Raw genomic sequence first — 20,684 nt, 5'->3', positions numbered from 1 at the left:
GCTATGCAAGGGACTGCATAAGTAGCCGTTACTCGCTGGTTTCGAATACTTAACCACTGGGCATGAGCCGTAAGCGCTGCGGGCAATGAGGCCTGCTCCGCACCACCGCGGCGGGCGACGTTGCCTGCCGCGCCCCGGCCCCGCGGACACCGATCTGTCCGACTGGGTCCCCTCTTACTCCAGTGCCGTGCGCGGTACCCCCGCCGCCACCCCCGGTGTCCGCATGTTGGAACGCAGTATCCGGTTCCCGAGAACCGCTCCATCATGTAACCTGCACGAAATTTTGCATCCCCCCAGCAGAGGGCCAGAGTCGTCCCTCGGCACATGCTCCCCCAGACGCCTTCGAAGCGCTGGGAGGCGCCCCCAGCCACGACGACGACGGGAGAGCCGATGCGTTCGCCGCGCCAGCCGTCCCAGCACTCCACGAATGGCCAGAACTGGTCCTTCATGGATGCTCGCCCTGCTGCTCAGGGTATGTACGACCCCCGCAACGAGCACGACGCCTGCGGCGTCGGCTTCGTGGCCACCCTCACCGGCGAGGCGAGCTACGCGCTGGTCGAGCAGGCGCTCACCGTGCTGCGCAACCTGGAACACCGCGGTGCCACCGGCGCCGAGCCCGACTCGGGCGACGGCGCGGGCATCCTGTCCCAGGTCCCGGACGCGTTCCTCCGCGAGGTGGCCGGATTCGAGCTGCCCGAGGCCGGCGCCTACGCGGTCGGCATCGCCTTCCTGCCCGGCGACGGCACCCAGGACGCCGTCTCACGGATCGAGACGATCGCCGCCGACGAGGACCTGACCGTCCTCGGCTGGCGCCAGGTGCCCGTCGCCCCCGAACTCCTCGGCGCCACCGCCCGCTCCACGATGCCCGTCTTCCGCCAGATCTTCGTGACCGACGGCGCCAGCAAGGGCATCGACCTCGACCGCAAGGCGTTCGTGCTGCGCAAGCGCGCCGAACGCGAGGCCGGCGTCTACTTCCCGTCGCTCTCCGCGCGCACCATCGTCTACAAGGGCATGCTGACCACCGGCCAGCTCGAACCCTTCTTCCCGGACCTGTCCGACCGCCGCTTCGCCTCCGCGATCGCGCTCGTGCACTCCCGGTTCTCCACCAACACCTTCCCGAGCTGGCCGCTCGCCCACCCGTACCGCTTCGTCGCGCACAACGGCGAGATCAACACGGTCAAGGGCAACCGCAACTGGATGAAGGCCCGCGAGTCCCAGCTGGTCTCCGACCTGTTCGGCGACAAGGGCCTGGAGCGGGTCTTCCCCGTCTGCACACCGGACGCCTCCGACTCGGCCTCCTTCGACGAGGTCCTCGAACTCCTCCACCTCGGCGGCCGCTCGCTCCCGCACTCCGTGCTGATGATGATCCCGGAGGCGTGGGAGAACCACGGCTCCATGGACCCGGACCGTCGCGCCTTCTACCAGTTCCACTCCACGATGATGGAGCCCTGGGACGGCCCGGCCTGCGTCACCTTCACCGACGGCACCCAGGTCGGCGCGGTCCTCGACCGCAACGGTCTGCGCCCCGGCCGCTACTGGGTCACCGAGGACGGCCTCGTCGTCCTCGGCTCCGAGGTCGGCGTCCTCGACATCGACCCCGCGAAGGTCGTCCGCAAGGGCCGCCTCCAGCCCGGCCGCATGTTCCTCGTCGACACCGCCGAGCACCGCATCATCGAGGACGACGAGATCAAGGCCGGCCTCGCCGCCGACCTGCCCTACGCCGAGTGGCTGGAAGCCGGCGAGATCGAGCTCTCCGACCTCCCCGAGCGCGAGCACATCGTGCACACCCACGCCTCGGTCACCCGCCGCCAGCAGACCTTCGGCTACACCGAGGAGGAGCTGCGGATCATCCTCGCGCCGATGGCCAACGCCGGCGCCGAGCCGATCGGCTCGATGGGCACGGACACGCCGATCGCCGCCCTGTCGCAGCGCCCGCGTCTCCTCTTCGACTACTTCACCCAGCTCTTCGCGCAGGTCACCAACCCGCCGCTGGACGCGATCCGCGAGGAGCTCGTCACCTCGCTGCGCTCCTCGCTGGGCCCGCAGGGCAACCTCCTGGAACCGACCGCGGCCTCCTGTCGCAGCGTCACCCTGCCCTTCCCGGTGATCGACAACGACGAGCTGGCCAAGCTCATCCACATCAACGCCGACGGCGACATGCCCGGCATGAAGGCCGCCACGCTCTCCGGTCTCTACCGCGTCTCCGGCGGCGGTGACTCGCTGGCCGCGCGGATCGAGGAGATCTGCTCCGAGGCCGACGCCGCCATAGACAACGGCGCCCGCCTGATCGTGCTGTCTGACCGGCACTCGGACGCCGAGCACGCCCCGATCCCCTCCCTGCTGCTGACCGCGGCCGTCCACCACCACCTCATCCGCACCAAGCAGCGCACCCAGGTGGGCCTGCTGGTCGAGGCGGGCGACGTCCGCGAGGTCCACCACGTGGCCCTCCTCATCGGCTTCGGCGCCGCGGCGGTCAACCCGTACCTGGCCATGGAGTCGGTCGAGGACCTGGTCCGCGCCGGCACCTTCCTGCAGGGCATCGAGGCCGAGCAGGCCATCCGCAACCTGATCTACGCGCTCGGCAAGGGCGTCCTCAAGGTCATGTCCAAGATGGGCATCTCCACCGTCGCCTCCTACCGCGGCGCGCAGGTCTTCGAGGCCGTCGGCCTGGACGCGGAGTTCGTCGGCAGGTACTTCAGCGGCACCGCGACGAAGATCGGCGGAGCCGGTCTCGACGTCATCGCCAAGGAGGTCGCCGCCCGGCACGCCAAGGCCTACCCGGCCTCCGGCATCGCGCCCGCGCACCGCGCCCTCGACATAGGCGGCGAGTACCAGTGGCGCCGCGAGGGCGAACCGCACCTGTTCGACCCGGAGACGGTCTTCCGCCTCCAGCACTCGACGCGCTCCGGCAACTACGACATCTTCAAGAAGTACACGGACCGGGTGAACGAGCAGTCCGAGCGCCTGATGACGCTCCGCGGCCTGTTCGGCTTCGCCTCCGACCGCCCGTCGATCCCGGTCGACGAGGTCGAGCCGGTCAGCGAGATCGTCAAGCGCTTCTCCACGGGCGCCATGTCGTACGGCTCCATCTCCAAGGAGGCGCACGAGACCCTCGCCATCGCCATGAACCAGCTGGGCGGCAAGTCCAACACCGGTGAGGGCGGCGAGGACGCGGACCGGCTGTACGACCCGGCGCGCCGCTCGTCCATCAAGCAGGTCGCCTCCGGCCGCTTCGGTGTGACCTCGGAGTACCTGGTCAACGCCGACGACATCCAGATCAAGATGGCGCAGGGCGCCAAGCCCGGCGAGGGCGGCCAGCTGCCCGGCCACAAGGTGTACCCCTGGGTCGCCAGGACCCGGCACAGCACCCCTGGCGTCGGCCTGATCTCCCCGCCGCCGCACCACGACATCTACTCCATCGAGGACCTGGCTCAGCTGATCCACGACCTCAAGAACGCCAACCCGCAGGCCCGCATCCACGTGAAGCTGGTCTCCGAGGTCGGCGTAGGCACGGTCGCCGCGGGCGTCTCCAAGGCACACGCCGACGTGGTCCTCATCTCCGGCCACGACGGCGGTACCGGCGCCTCCCCGCTCACCTCGCTCAAGCACGCGGGCGGCCCCTGGGAGCTGGGCCTCGCCGAGACCCAGCAGACCCTGCTGCTCAACGGCCTGCGCGACCGGATCGTCGTCCAGACCGACGGCCAGCTGAAGACCGGCCGCGACGTCGTGATCGCCGCGCTGCTCGGCGCCGAGGAGTTCGGTTTCGCGACCGCGCCGCTCGTCGTCTCCGGCTGCGTCATGATGCGCGTCTGCCACCTGGACACCTGCCCGGTCGGCATCGCCACCCAGAACCCGGTGCTGCGCGACCGCTTCGCCGGCAAGGCCGAGTACATCGTGAACTTCTTCAAGTTCATCGCCGAAGAGGTCCGCGAGATCCTCGCCGAACTGGGCTTCCGCACCATCGAGGAGGCCGTCGGCCACGCCGAGCACCTCGACGTCACCCGGGCCGTCGACCACTGGAAGGCGCAGGGCCTTGACCTGTCCCCGCTCTTCCACGTGCCCGAACTGCCCGAGGGTGCGGTGCGCCACCGGGTCATCGCGCAGGACCACGGCCTGGAGAAGGCCCTCGACAACGAGCTGATCAAGCTCGCCGCCGACGCGCTGGCCGCGAACTCCCAGGCCGACGCCCAGCCGGTCCGCGCCCAGGTCCCGATCCGCAACATCAACCGCACGGTCGGCACCATGCTCGGCCACGAGGTGACGAAGAAGTTCGGCGGCGCGGGCCTGCCCGACGACACCATCGACATCACCTTCACCGGGTCGGCGGGCCAGTCCTTCGGCGCCTTCCTGCCGCGCGGCGTCACCCTGCGCCTGGAGGGCGACGCCAACGACTACGTCGGCAAGGGCCTCTCCGGCGGCCGGGTCGTCGTCCGTCCCGACCGGGGCGCCGACCACCTCGCCGAGTACTCGACGATCGCGGGCAACACCATCGCGTACGGCGCGACGGGCGGCGAACTCTTCCTGCGCGGCCGCACCGGCGAGCGCTTCTGCGTCCGCAACTCCGGCGCGACGGTGGTCTCCGAGGGCGTGGGCGACCACGGCTGCGAGTACATGACCGGCGGCCACGCCGTCGTCCTCGGCGAGACGGGACGCAACTTCGCGGCCGGCATGTCCGGCGGCATCGCGTACGTCGTCGACCTCGACCGCGACAACGTCAACGCCGGCAACGTGGGCGCCGTCGAGGAGCTCGACGACACCGACAAGCAGTGGCTGCGCGCCGTGGTGCGCCGCCACCAGGAGGAGACCGGCTCGACGGTCGCCGGGAAGCTGCTGGCCGAGTGGGACACCGCGGTCGACCGCTTCAGCAAGATCATCCCCAGCACGTACAAGGCAGTGCTCGCCGCCAAGGACGCCGCCGAGCGAGCCGGACTCACCGAGTCCGAGATCACCGAGAAGATGATGGAGGCGGCGACCAATGGCTGATCCCAAGGGCTTTCTCAACCACGGCCGCGAGGTCGCCAGGACCCGCCCCGTCGAGGAACGCGTCAAGGACTGGAACGAGGTCTACGTTCCGGGTGCGCTGCTCCCGATCATCTCCAAGCAGGCCGGCCGCTGCATGGACTGCGGCATCCCCTTCTGCCACAACGGCTGTCCGCTGGGGAACCTGATCCCCGAGTGGAACGACTACGCCTACCGCGAGGACTGGCAGGCCGCGTCCGAGCGCCTGCACGCCACGAACAACTTCCCGGAGTTCACGGGCCGACTGTGCCCCGCTCCGTGCGAGTCGGCGTGTGTGCTCGGCATCAACCAGCCCGCCGTGACCATCAAGAACGTCGAGGTCTCGATCATCGACAAGGCGTGGGACAGCGGGGACGTCGCCCCGCAGATCCCCGAGCGCCTGTCGGGCAAGACCGTCGCGGTCATCGGCTCGGGCCCGTCGGGCCTGGCCGCCGCCCAGCAGCTGACCCGGGCCGGCCACACGGTCGCCGTCTACGAGCGCGCCGACCGCGTCGGCGGCCTGCTGCGCTACGGCATCCCCGAGTTCAAGATGGAGAAGCGGCACATCAACCGCCGTATCGAGCAGATGCGCGCGGAGGGCACCCGCTTCCGCACGGGCATCGAGATCGGCCGCGACCTCAAGGCGACCGACCTGCGCAAGCGGTACGACGCGGTGGTCATCGCCGCCGGTGCCACGACCGCTCGGGACCTCCCGGTGCCCGGCCGCGAACTCAAGGGCATCCACCAGGCCATGGAGTACCTGCCGCTGGCCAACAAGGTTCAGGAGGGCGACTACGTGGCGCCCCCGATCACGGCCGAGGGCAAGCACGTCGTGGTCATCGGCGGCGGCGACACGGGCGCGGACTGCGTGGGCACCGCCCACCGCCAGGGCGCGGCCTCGGTCACGCAGCTGGAGATCATGCCCCGTCCGGGCGAGGAGCGGAACCCCGGCCAGCCCTGGCCGACGTTCCCCATGCTCTACAAGGTCACCTCGGCGCACGAGGAGGGCGGCGAGCGCGTCTACTCGGTCTCCACCACCCACTTCGAGGGCGACGAGGACGGCAACGTCCAGTGGCTGCACCTCTCCGAGGTCGAGTTCGTCGACGGCAGGCTCAACCAGAAGCCGGGCACGGAACGCAGGATCCCCGCCCAGCTGGTCACCCTGGCGATGGGCTTCACCGGCACCGACGTGGAGAACGGCGTGGTCGCCCAGTTCGGCCTGGAGCTGGACGCGCGCGGCAACATCGCCCGCGACGCCGACTTCGCGACCAACGTGCCCGGCGTGTACGTTGCCGGTGACGCGGGCCGCGGCCAGTCCCTGATCGTGTGGGCCATCGCGGAGGGCCGTTCGGCCGCCCGCGGGGTCGACCGCTTCCTCACGGGCGCCAGCGACCTGCCGGCCCCGATCCGCCCCACGGACCGTTCCCTGATGGTCTGACGCTCCACCCCAACAGACGTCCCGTACAAAGGCGTACGGAACTGAACGCGGCGCCCGCCTTGTCCCCGACCGGACGGTGGTGGGCGCCGTGGTGCGTCCCGCCCCGGCCGGTCACCGCGCCACCCTGTACGTCTCCCCGTACACCTTCCACTCCAGCGGTGTGTCCAGGTCGAAGTTGCCGTCGTACAGGAACTTCCGCTGGGCCGTGTCGATACGGGTCGTGTCGTGGTGGGCGCTCTCGGACTTCATCGCGGAGCGGCGGATGTCCAGGAAGATGTCGAGGTAGGACTTCTCGGAACCGCCCTCGGCCGGGGTGTCGGCCTGGGCCATGGCGCGCCGGCGCAGCCCGTAGAAACCGTCGGGGCCGGTGCCGGGGCCGTGCATGACCATGGCGTCGTAGTAGACGAACTGCCCCAGCGTGCCCAGCCCGTCGAGCTCGGCGCGGCGGACCGCGGGATCGAAGTAGACACGGTCGCGCTCGGCGTCCTCGGCCTTCCGGAAAGCGGCCACCCCGGCCTCCTTGCGCCAGGCCGCCGGGAAGCCCGGGTCGAGACCCTCGTGGGAGTCGGTGCCGTCGACCCTGCGCAGCGCGGGCAGATAGCGGGCGAGGCCGTTGCCCGGGTGGTCCTTCGTGTAGCGCTCGACCAGGACGAGCAGGTCGTGGGTGCCGGTGCAGAAGCCGATGAGGCCCGCCGTGTAACCCTGGCCGTCGCCGATGTCCTCGATGTAGCCGTACGCGCTGCGCCAGTCCAGTGTGGAGTTCTCGGCACTCGCCACGATCTCCTGGGCCAGTTCCTTCTTGTCCGGCGCGGCGAGGCCGGCGCCTCGCGGCCGCCCGGCGCCCTGCCGGCCGGGGGACCCGGCCGCCTCGCCCGGGCCCTGGAGCCCGGGGACGAAGAAGTAGAGCGCCGCCGCGACCAGGGGAAGGACCGCGAGCAGAAGGAGACGTGCGCGTTTCATGCCCCCAGCGTAGGGACCGGCCGGGGCGGATCCCGACTAGACCGCTCCGTTCCGCAGCGCGGAGGCCTTTGTGACGGCCAGTACCACCAGCAGGACCAACAGCCCCGCGCACACGGCGCCTTGGACGAGGGCACGCCGGCCGTCCCGGGGTGCGTACGCGTACGCGAAGGTGACCACGCCGCCCGCCAGCAGACCGCCGAGGTGCGCCTGCCACGAGGTGTATCCCGCCGAGATCAGCAGCCACAGCAGCAGGCCCCCCATGATGCGGTTGACGGCGTTCATGTCCGCGCCCAGGCGGCGGGCCATGACGTAGTACGCGGCGCCCAGTCCGAAGATCGCGCCCGACGCGCCGAGCGTGGGCTCGTCCGGCGCGAGCAGCAGCACCAGGACGGAACCGCCGAGCGCCGACAGCAGGTACAGGGCGATGTAGCGGACTCTGCCGAGCTGGGCCTCCACCACCCGTCCCAGGTTCCACAGGGCGACCATGTTCATCACGATGTGCACGATCCCGAACGTGCCCTCGGTGGGCGGCAGATGGAGGAACGCGCCGGTCAGCGTCCGGTACCACTCCCCGTCGACCACGCCTTCCGGACGGAAGTCCGCCGCGTGGTGTGCCTGCCAGAGGTAGTGTCCGCCGTCCGGCCCCATCAGTCCCGCGCCCAGCATCTCGAACCGGTCCACGATCGCCGGGCGCGCCACCTCGCCCAGGTAGGCCAGCACGTTCAGCGCGATCAGGACGTACGTCAGCACGGGCACCGTCGAGATCCGGCCGCCGAACGCCGTGCGGGCCTGCCGGACGGACCGGGCGCCCTCCTTCACGCACTCCACGCAGTGGTGGCCGACGGCCGCCTCGCGCATGCAGGCGGGGCAGATGTAGCGGTCGCACCGGGTGCAGCGCACATACGACTCCACCTTGGGGTGGCGGTAGCAGGTGGTGGCGGCGGGCTCGACGGGGTCGGCTGACGCGGCGGGTTCGGTGGACTCGGATTCCACGGCCGGCTCCTTGGCGGTACGACATGCGGGAGAGGAAGGGGTGAGCCGGTGGGGTCGGCGGCGAACAAAATAGCGAACACGGGTGTGCGGGCGGGACGGCAGGGGGCCGCCGTGGTGACGTAATCTCGGCACTTCCGCCCAGCTCACCGCATCGAAGCCCTGCCCGAGCCGCACCGGAGCCGTACCGAAGGGAGCCCGTATGCCCGGGATCAGTCTCAGCAAGGTGGAGGAGACCGCGCCCGCGCTGGTCAGTCTGTACAAGACCGCCGGTGTCTCGCTCGCCCGGCACGGGCTGGGCGGGCAGCGGGCCGCGGTGTACCTGGTGGTCGACTACTCCGGTTCGATGAAGCCGTACTACCGCGACGGCAGTGTGCAGGCGCTCGCCGACCGGGTGCTCGGCCTGTCGGCACATCTCGACGACGACGGCACGGTTCCGGTGGTCTTCTTCTCCACGGGCATCGACGCGGTCACCGAGATCGCGCTCGACGACCACCAGGGGCGGGTGGAGCGGATCGTCGCGGGGCTCGGGCACATGGGCAGGACCAGTTACCACCTGGCCATGGACGCGGTCATCGACCACTACCTCGACAGCGGCTCCAAGGACCCCGCCCTGGTGGTCTTCCAGACCGACGGCGGACCGGTCAACAAGCTTGCCGCCGAGCGGTACTTGTGCAAGGCGGCGAAGCTCCCGCTGTTCTGGCAGTTCATAGGGTTCGGTGACCCGGACAGCAAGCAGTTCGACTTCCTGCGCAAGCTCGACGAGTTGGCCGTCCCGCAGAAGCGGGTGGTCGACAACGCCGGTTTCTTCCATGCCGGTTCGTATCCCGGCGAGGTGAGCGACGAGGAGCTGTACGACCGGATCGTCGGCGAGTTCCCGCAGTGGCTGGCGGCGGCGCGGACCCGGGGGATCGTACGGTGACCGCCCGGCTGCTGGCCGCCGCCGGACGTGCGGCGGTGCCCTGGAAGAACGGCGGCGGGGTGACGCGGGAGATCGCCGCGTGGCCCGAGGACGCCGGCATGGACGACTTCCGGTGGCGGGTGAGCCTCGCCGACGTCGGCGCCGACGGCCCGTTCTCGTCGTTCGACGGGGTGGACCGCACCCTCACGATGGCCGAGGGCGCGGGGATGGACCTGACCGTCGGCGGCGAACACCACCGGGTCGACACGCCCTTCGTGCCCCGGTCCTTCCCCGGAGACCTGCCCACCGGCTGCCGTCTGCTCGCCGGCCCGGTCGTGAACCTCAACGTCATGTGGCGCAGGGGCGACGGGGCGGTCCCTGCCGTCACGGTCGTGCGGGGTGGCGCGGCCGTCGCCGTGCCGGCGGCCCCGGCCGTGCTGATCGTCGTGCTCGACGGCACCGCCGAGGTGGCCGGGCTGACCCTCGACCGGTACGACGCCGCGCTGCTGACCGGCGAGGACGCCGTGCTGCGGGCGACCGGCCGCACCGCCGTCGTCCGGCTCGCGGCACGGGCCCCGCTCGCCGCGCCGACCGACCCGTGACGCCCCGTTGGCTTCGGGGAGGCGCCATGCCACCCTGGTGGGCCGAGGGGAGCGGCGCATGGACGTGCGAGAGAGCAACTCCGGCCAGAACGAGGACACTTCGGGGGGTGCCCGGGAAACGGCGGCCGGCCGGGGCGACGCGGCCGGCCGGGGCGAGCGGCTGGCGGACTGGGCCGACGGGCGGCTCGGGCTGTACGCGCTGGCCAGGGCCAATCTGCGCAAGGTGTTCCCGGACCACTGGTCCTTCATGCTCGGAGAGGTCTGCCTCTACAGCTTCCTGGTCCTGATCCTGACCGGCGTCTACCTGACGCTCTTCTTCGAGCCGAGCGCGGCCGAGGTCGTCTACCACGGCTCCTACACACCGCTCGACGGCATCACCATGACCCGGGCGTACGAGTCCACGCTGGACATCAGCTTCGACGTGCGCGGCGGCCTGCTGATCCGGCAGATCCACCACTGGGCGGCGCTCGTCTTCCTCGCCGGGATGCTCGTGCACATGATGCGGGTCTTCTTCACCGGCGCCTTCCGCAAGCCGCGTGAGGTCAACTGGCTCTTCGGCTGGACCCTGTTGATGCTCGGCCTCATCACCGGACTGACCGGCTACTCGCTCCCCGACGACCTGCTCTCCGGCACCGGCGTCCGCTTCGCCCAGGGCGCGATCCTGTCGGTCCCGGTCGTGGGGACGTACCTCTCCTTCTTCCTCTTCGGAGGGGAGTTCCCCGGCCACGACATCATCCCGCGCTTCTTCCCGATCCACGTCCTGCTGCTGCCGGGGATCATGCTGGGACTGGTGGTCGCCCATCTGATCCTGGTCTTCTACCACAAGCACACGCAGTACCCAGGCCCCGGACGGGACCAGAAGTCGGTCGTCGGCATGCCGTTCATGCCGGTCTACATGGCGAAGGCGGGCGGGTTCTTCTTCCTGGTCTTCGGGGTGCTGTCGATCATGGGGGCGGTCGCGACCATCAACCCGGTCTGGGCCTTCGGGCCCTACCGGCCGGACCTGGTGACGACCGGCGCGCAGCCCGACTGGTATCTCGGGTTCTCCGAGGGCCTGATCCGGGTGATGCCGGGATGGGAGATCAACGCCTGGGGCCACACCCTCCAACTGGGCGTCTTCATCCCGTTCTCGCTCTTCCCGCTCATCATGACCGCCATCGCCGTGTATCCGTTCGTCGAGGCGTGGATCACCGGGGACCGGCGCGAGCACCACATCCTGGACCGGCCGCGCAACGTTCCCACCCGCACCGGGCTCGGTGTCGCCTGGCTGACGCTGTACGGAGTGCTGCTGGTCGGCGGCGGCAACGACCTCTGGGCCACCCACTTCCACCTCTCCATCAACGCGATCACCTGGTTCGTCCGCGTCGCCGTCTTCGTCGCGCCCGCGCTCGCCTTCGTCCTCACCCGGCGGATCTGCCTGGGACTTCAGCGAAGGGACCACGAAAAGGTGCTGCACGGAAGGGAGTCGGGGATGATCCGGCGGCTGCCGCACGGCGAGTACGTGGAGGTCCACGAACCGCTCTCGCCCGCGCAACGGTTCACGCTCACCCAGCACGAGCAGCCGCCGCCGTACGAGGTCGGCCCGCTCGTCGACGCGAACGGCGTCGTCCGCCGTGTCGGCCCCGGCCGCAGGCTGCGTGCCCGGCTGGCGCGGGCCATGTACGGGCCCGGTACGCAGATCCCGAAGCCGACGGCCGAGGAGTACCGGGAGATCACGGGCGAGCGGCACGACCACTGAGGACGGCCGCCCGGCACTCGGCCGGGCCGCCCCAGGCGGTGCGCAGGGCGCGGGCCCTGGCCAGCCACAGCGACAGGTCGTACTCGGCGGTGTAGCCGATCGCGCCGTGCAGCTGGAGTGCGGCGCGCGCGGTGGCGTACGCCGCCTCGCAGGCGGTGACCTTGGCGGCGGCGACATCGGCGGGTGCCATGGTCAGGGCCGCTCCGAAGAGCAGCGGGCGCGCGAACTCCAGGGCCGTCCTCGCGTCGGCGAGCCGGTGCTTGACGGCCTGGAAGGAGCCGACGGGGACACCGAACTGGGTGCGGCGCCGGACGTGGGCGACCGTCCGGTCGAGGAGCGTGAGACCGACACCCAGGGCCTGGGCGGCGGTGGCGAGCCGGGCCCAGGTGAGGGCGTGTTCCACGGGGGGCGCGGTGGACAGGAGTTCGCCGCCCGCCGTCAGCGGGGTGAGGCGGCGGGCGGGGTCCAGACAGGCGCGGACCGGGCCGTGGCCGGGGGCCAGACGCAGTCCGCCGGCGGTCAGGGCGAGGCGGACGGTCGCCGCGTCGCCGTCCAGCGCGTACGAACCGTCGAGGGCCAGGGTCGCCGACGCCTCGCCCGAGAGCAGTGCCGGAAGCAGCCGCTCCGCGGGGCCGGGGTCCGCCAGCTCCGCCAGCAGGGCGGCCGCCGCGACCGTCTCCGCCAACGGACCCGGCACCGCGTGCCGCCCCAGCTCGACGAAGCCCACGGCCAGTTCCACCGGCAGCGGGCCCAGTCCCGCGTGGGCGGCCGGCACCGCCAGCGCGAACACGCCCGCCTCGGCGACCCGGGACCACAGCGCACGGCCGCTGCCGTGCTCGCCCCGGCTCCAGTCCCGTACGACCGACGGCGTGTCCGCGGCCGTCAGCATCGCGTCGAGGGAGCCGGCGAACGCGCGCTGTTCGGCATCGAGGAGGAAGCGCATCAGCGACGGCCCTTCGGGAGGCCGAGCAGGCGCTCGGCGACGATGTCGCGCTGGATCTCGTTCGTGCCGGCGTAGATCGGGCCGGCGAGGGAGAACACGTACCCCTCGGACCAGTCCGTGTCCGCCGTCTCGCCCTCCTGGCCCAGGAGATCGAGCGCGGTCTCGTGCAGCGCGATGTCGTACTCGGACCAGAAGACCTTGTTCAGACTGGCCTCCGGGCCGATGCTCCCGCCGTCGAGGAGGCGGGAGGCGTGGGCGTAGGCGAACAACTGGTACGCGCGGGCGCCGATCAGCGCGTCCGCCACCCGGTCCGCGGCCCACGCCGGGCTGTCCCGGCTCCGCCACAGGGCGAACAGCCGGTCCGCGGCGGCCAGGAAGCGGCCGGGGGAGCGGAGCCGCAGCCCGCGTTCGTCGCCCGCCGTCGACATGGCGATCCGCCAGCCCTGGCCGGGCTCGCCGATCACGTCCTCGTCGGGGACGAAGACCTCGTCCAGGAAGATCTCGGCGAAGGCCGGCTTCCCGTCGAGGCGGCCGATCGGCCGGACCGTGACCCCGGGCGCCCGCAGGCCGAACATCAGATAGGTCAGCCCCTGGTGGGGTTTCGGCGTGTCGGGGTCGCTGCGGAACAGTCCGAACGCGCGATCGGCGAAGGCGGCACGCGACGACCAGGTCTTCTGGCCGCTCAGCAGCCAGCCCCCTTCGGCGCGCACCGCGCGGGAGGTGAGGGACGCCAGGTCGGACCCGGCCTCCGGCTCGGACCAGGCCTGTGCCCAGACGACCTCACCGGTGGCCATGGAGGGCAGCACCCGGGCCCGCTGCCGCGGTGTGCCGTGCTCGAAGAGGGAGGGCGCCAGCAGGTTGATGCCGTTCTGGGTGACACGGCCCGGCGCGCCCGCCGCGTAGTACTCCTCCTCGAACACCAGCCAGCGCACGATGTCCGCGTCCCGGCCGCCGTACGCCGCGGGCCAGGACACCACCGACCAGCGGTCCGCGGCCAGTTCGGCCTCCCACGCGCGGTGGGCGGCGAAACCCTCCTCGGTCTCCAAAGAGGGCAGCGGGACGCTCGGCACATGGGCACCGAGCCAGGCCCGGACCTCGGCGCGGAACGCCTCGTCGGCGGGGGAGTGCGTGAGATCCATCGACGTGACCTCTCGACGGCGAGCTTCCCTAACAAGTGTTTGGTAGGTTAGCTTGGCGGTATGAGCGACGTCGAGACTCCCGCCTACGAACCGGGGCACGGACTGCTGAGGGGACGCACGGCCGTCGTCACGGCCGCCGCGGGCGCGGGCATCGGCGGAGCCACGGCGCGCAGGCTCCTGGAGGAGGGCGCGCGGGTGGTCATCAGCGACGCGCACCTGCGCCGCCTGAACGAGAGCGAGGAAGCCCTGGCCGCCGAGTTCGGCGCCGGGAACGTCTCCGCGCTGCCCTGCGACGTGACGGACGAAGGACAGGTGGAGGCCCTGTTCGCGCGGGCGGACGACCTCCACGGCGGACTGGACGTCGTCGTCAACAACGCGGGTCTCGGCGGCACCTCGGCCCTGGTCGACATGACCGACGCACAGTGGTCGAAGGTCCTCGACGTGACCCTGGGCGGCACCTTCCGGTGCACCCGCGCCGCACTGCGGCGCTTCAAGGAGCAGGCCGGCGGCGGCGTGATCGTGAACAACGCCTCCGTCGTCGGCTGGCGCGCCCAGGCGGGCCAGGCGCACTACGCCGCCGCCAAGGCCGGGGTCATGGCGCTCACCCGCTGCGCCGCGATCGAGGCTGCCGCCTACGGGGTCCGGGTCAACGCGGTGTCCCCAAGTCTCGCCATGCACCCGCACCTGGCGAAGGTGACCACCCCCGAACTGCTGGCGGAACTGACGGGCCGTGAGGTCTTCGGCCGGTACGCGCAACCCTGGGAGGTGGCCAACGTGATCGTGTTCCTGGCGTCCGGCTACTCCTCGTACATGACCGGTGAGGTCGTCGCCGTCAGCAGCCAGCATGCCTAGGGCGGGTCGCGAAAGTCCCGTCGTCCGCCCGGACGCCGCTCCTTCACGGGCAGACGTCTCCTGCCGCGGCACCGGCATCACAATGGACCGGTGCCTACCAAGAAGAAGCCCCAGGTGACCGCCACCCCGGAGCGCCGCCGTGAACTCCTCGGCCTCGCCGCCGAGGTCTTCGCCGAGCAGGGCTACAACGCCACCACCGTACGCAGGATCGCGGACCAGGCCGGGATGCTCGCGGGCAGTCTCTACTACCACTTCGACTCCAAGGAATCGATGCTGGAAGAGATCCTGCGGACCTTCCTCGACGAGCTCTGGGACGGCTACGACACCGTCCTCGCCGCCGAACTCGGCCCCCGGGAAACCCTGGAGGCCCTGGTCACCGAGTCCTTCCGGGAGATCGACCGGCACCGGGCCGCCGTCGCGATCTACCAGAAGGAGTCCCGGCACCTCGCCGCCCAGCAGCGCTTCGCGTTCCTCGCGGAATCGCAGCGCAACTTCGAGAAGGCGTGGCTGACCACGCTGGAGCGCGGCGTCACCGCCGAGGCCTTCCGGTCCGACCTCGACATCCGGCTCACCTACCGGTTCGTGCGCGACACCGTCTGGGTCGCCGCGTCCTGGTACCGGCCCGGCGGACAGCACAGCCCGGAGGAGATCGCCCGGCAGTACCTGTCGATGGTGCTGGACGGGATCTCCGTACGTCCCTAGCCCCGTCTGCGGAGGAGTGGTCATGGCCGAGGCCTACATCGTCGAAGCGGTCCGCACGCCCGTCGGGCGACGCGGGGGAGGCCTCAGCGCCGTCCACCCGGCCGACCTCGGCGCACACGTCCTGAGGGCGCTGGTCGAGCGCTCCGGCGTGGACCCGGCCGCCGTCGAGGACGTCGTCCTCGGCTGCCTGGACACCGTGGGACCCCAGGCCGGGGACATCGCCCGTACCTGCTGGCTGGCGGCCGGACTCCCCGAGGAGGTTCCGGGCGTCACCGTCGACCGCCAGTGCGGCTCCTCCCAGCAGGCCGTGCACTTCGCGGCCCAGGCGGTCCTGTCCGGCACCCAGGACCTGGTGGTCGCGGGCGGCGTCCAGAACATGAGCCTGATCCCCATCGCCTTCGCCTCCCGCCGCGCCGCCGAGCCCCTCGGCCTCACCGACGGCCCCTTCGCCGACAGCGAGGGCTGGCGGGCCCGGTACGGCGACCGGCCCGTCAACCAGTTCCACGGCGCCGAACTGATCGCCGCCAAGTGGGGCATCAGCCGCCGCGACCAGGAGGAGTTCGCGCTCCGCTCCCACCAACGGGCGCTGCGCGCCCTCGACGAGGGCCGCTTCGCCCGTGAGACCGTCGCCCTCGGCGGGGTCACGGCCGACGAGGGCCCCCGCCGGGACACCTCGCTGGAGAAGATGGCCGGCCTCGCGCCGGTCGTCGAGGGCGGCACCGTCACCGCCGCCTGTTCCTCCCAGGTCTCCGACGGCGCCGCCGCGATGCTGCTCGCCTCCGAGCGGGCGGTACGCGAACACGGTCTGACCCCGCGAGCCCGCGTCCACCACCTCTCCGTACGGGGCGAGGACCCGATCCGTATGCTGTCGGCGCCCATCCCGGCCACCGCGTACGCCCTGAAGAAGACCGGCATGTCCCTCGGGGACATCGATCTCGTGGAGATCAACGAGGCCTTCGCCCCGGTCGTCCTCGCCTGGCTGAAGGAGACCGGCGCCGACCCCGAGAAGGTCAACGTCAACGGCGGCGCGATCGCCCTCGGCCACCCGCTCGGCGCCACCGGCGTGAAGCTGATGACGACGCTCCTGCACGAACTGGAGCGCACGGGCGGCCGGTTCGGGCTGCAGACCATGTGCGAGGGCGGCGGCCAGGCGAACGTGACGATCATCGAACGGCTCTGACCGCGCTCGCGCCGGACACCGCTCGGATGCCCTGGCCCGGTTCCTCGGCGCGGGCCGGCGGTTCCTCGTCCGCTATCCCCTCGTGCGGAACGCATCGGCGGCCGGGATCCGCGGCCCGACGACGACCCCCATGACTTCGCGCCCGTGCGGCTCGAACGGCTCATCCGGCGAGGCCGGCACACGGGCGACTTCGACCCGGCACTTCCCCCGGACTGGCTCGCCGCCGTCCTCGGGCTCCAGCACACCGCCGCGGCACACATCGCGACCGGGCGCCTCACCGCCCAGGAGGCGGAGACGCTGTGCCCTGGAAAGCGCACTGCGTCTGCGCCTCTGCGCCTCTGCGCCTCTGCGCCTCCGCGCCTCCGCGCCTCTGCGCCTCTGCGCCTCTGCGGCGCGAAGGCACGTCGTCGGTGCCCCGCGTGCGCGCTCTGCCCCACGCAGGTTCGCCGGGCCGCTCAGGCCGCGGCAGCGAGGGGGCGTCCGCCTCGGCGGGATGATCACCGTGGTTACCCCTCGGCCCCGGGGCTACTGAGGATTTCGGCCGGCCGGGCACGGGCCTCGCGGATGCCCGGCGTCTCGGTCATGCGCCGGCTGTACACCGGGGTGCGTACACCCGGGGTGTGCGGGAAGCCCCCGGAGAACCGCCCCCGCTTGCGCCATCAGCCCCTCGACCAGCTCCGCGCAGGACGGCAGATCCTCGATCACCCCCGCGACCTGCCCCGACGCCATCACCCCCAGATCCGTACGCCCGTCCACCATCGCCGCCTTGAGCAGCATCGGCGTGTTCGCGGCCAGCAGCACCTGGCTCCAGGTCAGGTCCCTGCCGTGCCTCATGGCGAGGCCGTCACGGACCATCCGGGGCCAGGAGAGACCGGACACCCGCCGGAAGGCCGCCGCCCGGCGCACCGCCCGGACGAGCGCCCGCGCACGGCCGGCCCGCTCCAGGGAGCCGACGAACTCCGTACGCAGCATGCGGTGCGGCAGTCCGTCGACGGCTCTCGTGACCGTGACGTCCCCGACGGCGGCCGCCAGATACGCCGCCTTCACCGCGTCCGGGACGGTGGAGTCGGAGGTGAGCAGGAAACGCGTCCCCATCGCGATGCCCGCCGCCCCGTAGGCCAGCGCCGCGACCAGCCCCCGCCCGTCGTGGAAACCGCCCGCCGCCACCACCGGGATGTCCACGGCGTCCACCACCTGCGGCAGCAGCACCGTCGTCGCCACCTCGCCGGTGTGTCCGCCGCCCTCGCCGCCCTGCACGATCACCGCGTCCGCGCCCCACCCGGCCACCTTCTCCGCGTGCCGGCGCGCCCCGACGGAGGGCACGACGACCACCCCCGCCTCCTTCAGCTCGGCGATCAGCTCACGGGAGGGCGCGAGCGCGAACGACGCGACCCGCACGCCCTCCTCGACGATGATCCGCACCCGCTCGCCCGCGTCCCCCGCGTCGGCCCGCAGATTCACCCCGAACGGCGCGTCCGTACGGGACCTGACCTCCCGCACCGCGTCCCGCAGGTGGTCGAGGGTCATCGTCGCGGAGGCCAGGATGCCCAGCGCTCCCGCGTTCGCCGTGGCGGAGACCAGCCGGGGCCCCGCGACCCACCCCATGCCGGTCTGCACGACCGGGTGACGGACGCCGACGAGACGGGTGAGCGCGGTCTCCATCAGCGCCCGGCCTCTCCGGCGCGCGGGGCCGGCCCCGCGACCTCGCGGTCCCGGTCGGCGCCCGGATCGATCACGGTGCGGATCAACTCCAGCTCCAGCGCGGTCGGTTCGCGGGTGTACGGCACATCGGCGGGCACGCACAGCTCGAAGCCCGTGGCCTCCCGCACCTCCTCCACGGTGACGCCCGGATGCAGTGAGGCCAGGCGCATGGAGTGGTCGGGCGTGGCGAAGTCGAGGACGCCGAGGTCGCTCACCACGCGCGGGATGCGGTGGAAGCGGGTGGCGCTCGGGCCCGCGGCGGCCGCCCGGTCGTACCCCACCCCGCACACCATGTCGACCCGCTCGACGAAGACCCGCCGGGAGTGCTTCGGGATCCAGTAACTGGTCGGATTGTTAAGGGTGTTGACCGGCGCTCCGCGCACGCCGAGCAGTTGGCGCCGCGGCCGGGCCCAGTCGCCGACGCAGGAGATGTTCTGGTTGCCGAAGCGGTCGATCTGACTCGCGCCCATCATCACGTGCCGGCGTCCGCCGGTCACCGCGGTGAGGTGCCGGCGGTACGGCAGCCAGCCCTCGGGGGTGCCGTCGAGGCCGACCAGCAGGGCCTCGCCGTCGGTCATCAGCAGGTCGGGGGAGAAGGTGCGCCTGGCGAGACGGGCGCCGATGGAAGGGATCGTGCCCATGGGGCTGGCGAGCACCTCGCCGTCGCCCCGCCAGGCCTCGGCGCAGGCGATCACGCAGTACTCGGCGCGGGTGACCGCGGGGACCGGGCTCATCGCCGCTCCTTGTGCCAGGTCCGCACGGCGGACTGGTACGCCTCTTCGTCACCGGCGAGGAAGCGCTCGGCGAACCGGTCGTACGGTGTGGTCGCGTACAGCTTCTGGAAGGGTTCGTCGCGCGCGTAGTCGGGGGCGCAGGAGGTGAAGTGCGCGCCGTTCGGCGTCTCGACGACGCCCGTCACGCTCGACCGGCTCAGCAGCAGTGTCTGCGGCGCGGCCTCCTTGCTGAGCGCGGCGGTGCCGAGATGGTCGACGAGCTGCTCGCAGGAGACGTACGCCGTGTCGGCCGCCTCGCAGAACAGGTCGTCGAAGTACGGGTCCGGGCCCAGATACTGGCCGTTGCCCGCGCGGTCCGCGCGGTTCATGTGGACCAGGGCCGCGTCCAGGCGGAGAGCGGGCATGGCGACGAACGTCTCCCCGTCCTCGTACGGGGAGGTCACGGTCCGCAGGCCGGGGTTGACCCGCATCACGTCCGAGCCGAGACCGGCGCGCACCGGCAGGAAGGGGAGCCGGTTCGCGGCGGCGTGCAGACCCCACATGAACATCGACTCGTCGACCTCCGTCAGCTCGAAGGCGCCGCTCTCGCGCGCCGCGCGGTAGTGCGGTTCGAGCGGGATGGAGTCGAGGGTGGTGAAGGCGGTGACCAGCTTGCGGATCCGTCCGGCGGCGGCGAGCAGACCGACGTCCGGGCCGCCGTACGACACGACGGTGAGATCAGTGATCCCCGTCCGGAGCAGCGCTCTGACCAGGGCCATCGGCTTGCGGCGCGAACCCCAGCCGCCGATGCCCAGCGTCATCCCGCTCGCGAGACGGGCGACGGCCTCGTCCGCCGACATGGTCTTGTCGCTCACTGGGCGGCCTCCCGATTCCCGTACTCTCGCCCGTGGTTCCCGTGGTTCCCGTGGTTCCCGTGGTTGCCGTGGTTCCCGTGCTCCTCGGGTTCGTGGTGTGCCTGGTGTGCCCCGTGTGCCTCGCGCGGCGGGGTGCCGGCGGCCCGCGTGGCCGCCTCCGGGGCCTCTCGGCCGAACGTGTCGCGGACGCGATCGGCCACTCCGCTGAGGTTCGCCTCGAAGGTGAAGCCCTGTTCGAAGCGGTAGCTGCGACGGACGTCCACGGGGTCGATGCCGTTGAGAGCGGCCTTGGCGAGCCTGATCAACTCGCCGTCCTTGGCGGCAATCTCGCGGGCCAGCTCCAAGGCGGCCTCCTGGAGCTCCGCCCGCCGTACGACCTTCCACACCGAGCCGTGCGCGTGCAGCTCGGCCGCGGTCGCCGTACGCGCGGTGTAGTACAGCGCGCGCATCAGGTGCCCCGGGACCAGACGGGCCAGGTGGGTGGCCGCGCCGAGGGCGCCGCGGTCCAGCTCGGGCAGGCCGAAGGTGGCGTCCTCGCTCGCCACGATCACGTCCGCGTTCCCCACCAGTCCGATCCCGCCGCCCAGACAGAATCCGTGGACCGCCGCGACGACCGGCACCTCGCACTCGTAGACCGCGGCGAAGGCCTCGAAGCAGCCGCGGTTCGCCCCGACGAGCGCGTGGTGGCCCCCGGTCTCCAGGGCCTCCCGCTGCATCTCCTTGATGTCCACACCCGCGTTGAAACCGCGCCCGGCGGCCGTCAGGACGACACACCGGACTCCGGGGTCGCGGCCCGCGGCGCGCACGGCGTCGGCGAGGTCGAACCAGCCGCGCACCGGCAGCGCGTTCACCGGCGGGAAGTCGACCGTGACGACGGAGATCCGTTTTTCCGGGGACGAGGTGGAGACACCCATGGACGCATCAGCTACCTTCCCACCAAACGTTTGTTAGG

General features: G+C 71.7%; 15 protein-coding genes and 1 pseudogene. 8 read left to right on the top strand and 8 right to left on the bottom strand.

The window, feature by feature from the left end:
• The first annotated feature begins 474 nt into the window (after positions 1-474).
• Positions 475-4,983 (top strand): glutamate synthase large subunit, encoded by a 4,509-nt coding sequence (gene gltB / locus OHB41_RS14465; protein ID WP_266705870.1) that lies wholly within the window; start codon positions 475-477, stop codon positions 4,981-4,983.
• Positions 4,976-6,436, top strand: a complete 1,461-nt coding sequence (gene gltD, locus OHB41_RS14460; protein ID WP_266698473.1) for a glutamate synthase subunit beta — start codon at positions 4,976-4,978, stop codon at positions 6,434-6,436. The genes gltB and gltD overlap by 8 nt, the downstream gene beginning before the upstream one ends.
• A 111-nt stretch (positions 6,437-6,547) precedes the next feature.
• Here gltD and OHB41_RS14455 read toward each other — a convergent pair whose 3' ends face one another.
• Positions 6,548-7,396, bottom strand: a complete 849-nt coding sequence (locus tag OHB41_RS14455) for a chitosanase (protein ID WP_266698471.1) — start codon at positions 7,394-7,396, stop codon at positions 6,548-6,550.
• Between the two features lie 36 nt (positions 7,397-7,432).
• Entirely contained in the window at positions 7,433-8,389 is a 957-nt protein-coding gene (locus tag OHB41_RS14450) for a rhomboid family intramembrane serine protease (protein WP_266698469.1), read from the bottom strand.
• A 199-nt stretch (positions 8,390-8,588) separates the two neighbouring features.
• Here OHB41_RS14450 and OHB41_RS14445 point away from each other — a divergent pair, with 199 nt between their 5' ends.
• The 3 genes from OHB41_RS14445 to qcrB are packed head-to-tail and all read left to right on the top strand — an operon-like array spanning position 8,589 to position 11,627.
• Positions 8,589-9,308 (top strand): vWA domain-containing protein, encoded by a 720-nt coding sequence (locus OHB41_RS14445; RefSeq protein WP_266698468.1) that lies wholly within the window; start codon positions 8,589-8,591, stop codon positions 9,306-9,308.
• On the top strand, positions 9,305-9,889 hold the full coding sequence (locus OHB41_RS14440; RefSeq protein WP_266698466.1) for a HutD/Ves family protein: 585 nt from the start codon (positions 9,305-9,307) through the stop codon (positions 9,887-9,889). The genes OHB41_RS14445 and OHB41_RS14440 overlap by 4 nt, the downstream gene beginning before the upstream one ends.
• Before the next feature lie 58 nt (positions 9,890-9,947).
• The gene (gene qcrB / locus OHB41_RS14435) at positions 9,948-11,627 is read left to right on the top strand and encodes a cytochrome bc1 complex cytochrome b subunit (RefSeq protein WP_266698465.1); all 1,680 of its coding nucleotides are present in this window, start codon (positions 9,948-9,950) and stop codon (positions 11,625-11,627) included.
• Here qcrB and OHB41_RS14430 read toward each other — a convergent pair.
• Positions 11,602-12,570, bottom strand: coding sequence for an acyl-CoA dehydrogenase family protein (locus tag OHB41_RS14430; protein WP_266698463.1), 969 nt, complete (start codon positions 12,568-12,570; stop codon positions 11,602-11,604). The two genes, qcrB and OHB41_RS14430, sit on opposite strands and share 26 nt — an antisense overlap.
• On the bottom strand, positions 12,570-13,709 hold the full coding sequence (locus tag OHB41_RS14425) for an acyl-CoA dehydrogenase family protein (protein ID WP_266698462.1): 1,140 nt from the start codon (positions 13,707-13,709) through the stop codon (positions 12,570-12,572). Before OHB41_RS14425 ends, OHB41_RS14430 begins: the two co-directional genes overlap by 1 nt.
• Positions 13,710-13,769: 60 nt before the next feature.
• On the opposite strand from OHB41_RS14425, the gene OHB41_RS14420 reads away from it, so the two are divergent.
• The 3 genes from OHB41_RS14420 to OHB41_RS14410 all read left to right on the top strand — a co-directional run bounded on the left by OHB41_RS14420 (position 13,770) and on the right by OHB41_RS14410 (position 16,443).
• Positions 13,770-14,561 (top strand): SDR family oxidoreductase, encoded by a 792-nt coding sequence (locus tag OHB41_RS14420; protein WP_266698461.1) that lies wholly within the window; start codon positions 13,770-13,772, stop codon positions 14,559-14,561.
• Positions 14,562-14,651: 90 nt separating this feature from the next.
• A complete protein-coding gene (locus tag OHB41_RS14415) occupies positions 14,652-15,263 on the top strand; it encodes a TetR/AcrR family transcriptional regulator (RefSeq protein WP_266698460.1) in 612 nt (203 codons plus the stop codon).
• A 22-nt stretch (positions 15,264-15,285) separates the two neighbouring features.
• Positions 15,286-16,443: an acetyl-CoA C-acetyltransferase gene (locus tag OHB41_RS14410; protein ID WP_266698458.1), complete on the top strand. Its 1,158-nt coding sequence runs from the start codon at positions 15,286-15,288 to the stop codon at positions 16,441-16,443.
• A gap of 525 nt (positions 16,444-16,968) precedes the next feature.
• Here OHB41_RS14410 and OHB41_RS14405 read toward each other — a convergent pair.
• From OHB41_RS14405 to OHB41_RS14390, 4 genes and pseudogenes are all read right to left on the bottom strand, one after another.
• Positions 16,969-18,105 carry an NAD(P)H-dependent flavin oxidoreductase gene (locus OHB41_RS14405; protein ID WP_266698457.1) on the bottom strand — a complete coding sequence of 379 codons (1,137 nt, stop codon included), beginning with the start codon at positions 18,103-18,105 and terminating at the stop codon, positions 16,969-16,971.
• The gene (locus OHB41_RS14400; protein ID WP_266698455.1) at positions 18,105-18,878 is read right to left on the bottom strand and encodes a CoA-transferase subunit beta; all 774 of its coding nucleotides are present in this window, start codon (positions 18,876-18,878) and stop codon (positions 18,105-18,107) included. The genes OHB41_RS14405 and OHB41_RS14400 overlap by 1 nt, the downstream gene beginning before the upstream one ends.
• Complete coding sequence (locus tag OHB41_RS14395; protein ID WP_266698453.1) at positions 18,875-19,732, bottom strand: CoA transferase subunit A; 858 nt, start codon at positions 19,730-19,732, stop codon at positions 18,875-18,877. The genes OHB41_RS14400 and OHB41_RS14395 overlap by 4 nt, the downstream gene beginning before the upstream one ends.
• A 164-nt stretch (positions 19,733-19,896) precedes the next feature.
• Positions 19,897-20,646 (bottom strand): annotated as a pseudogene (locus OHB41_RS14390) (enoyl-CoA hydratase family protein); the annotation flags it as partial.
• Positions 20,647-20,684 lie beyond the last annotated feature (38 nt).

The organism is Streptomyces sp. NBC_01571, assembly GCF_026339875.1.
Classification (GTDB): domain Bacteria; phylum Actinomycetota; class Actinomycetes; order Streptomycetales; family Streptomycetaceae; genus Streptomyces.
This window is presented reverse-complemented; position numbering and strand designations above follow the sequence as displayed.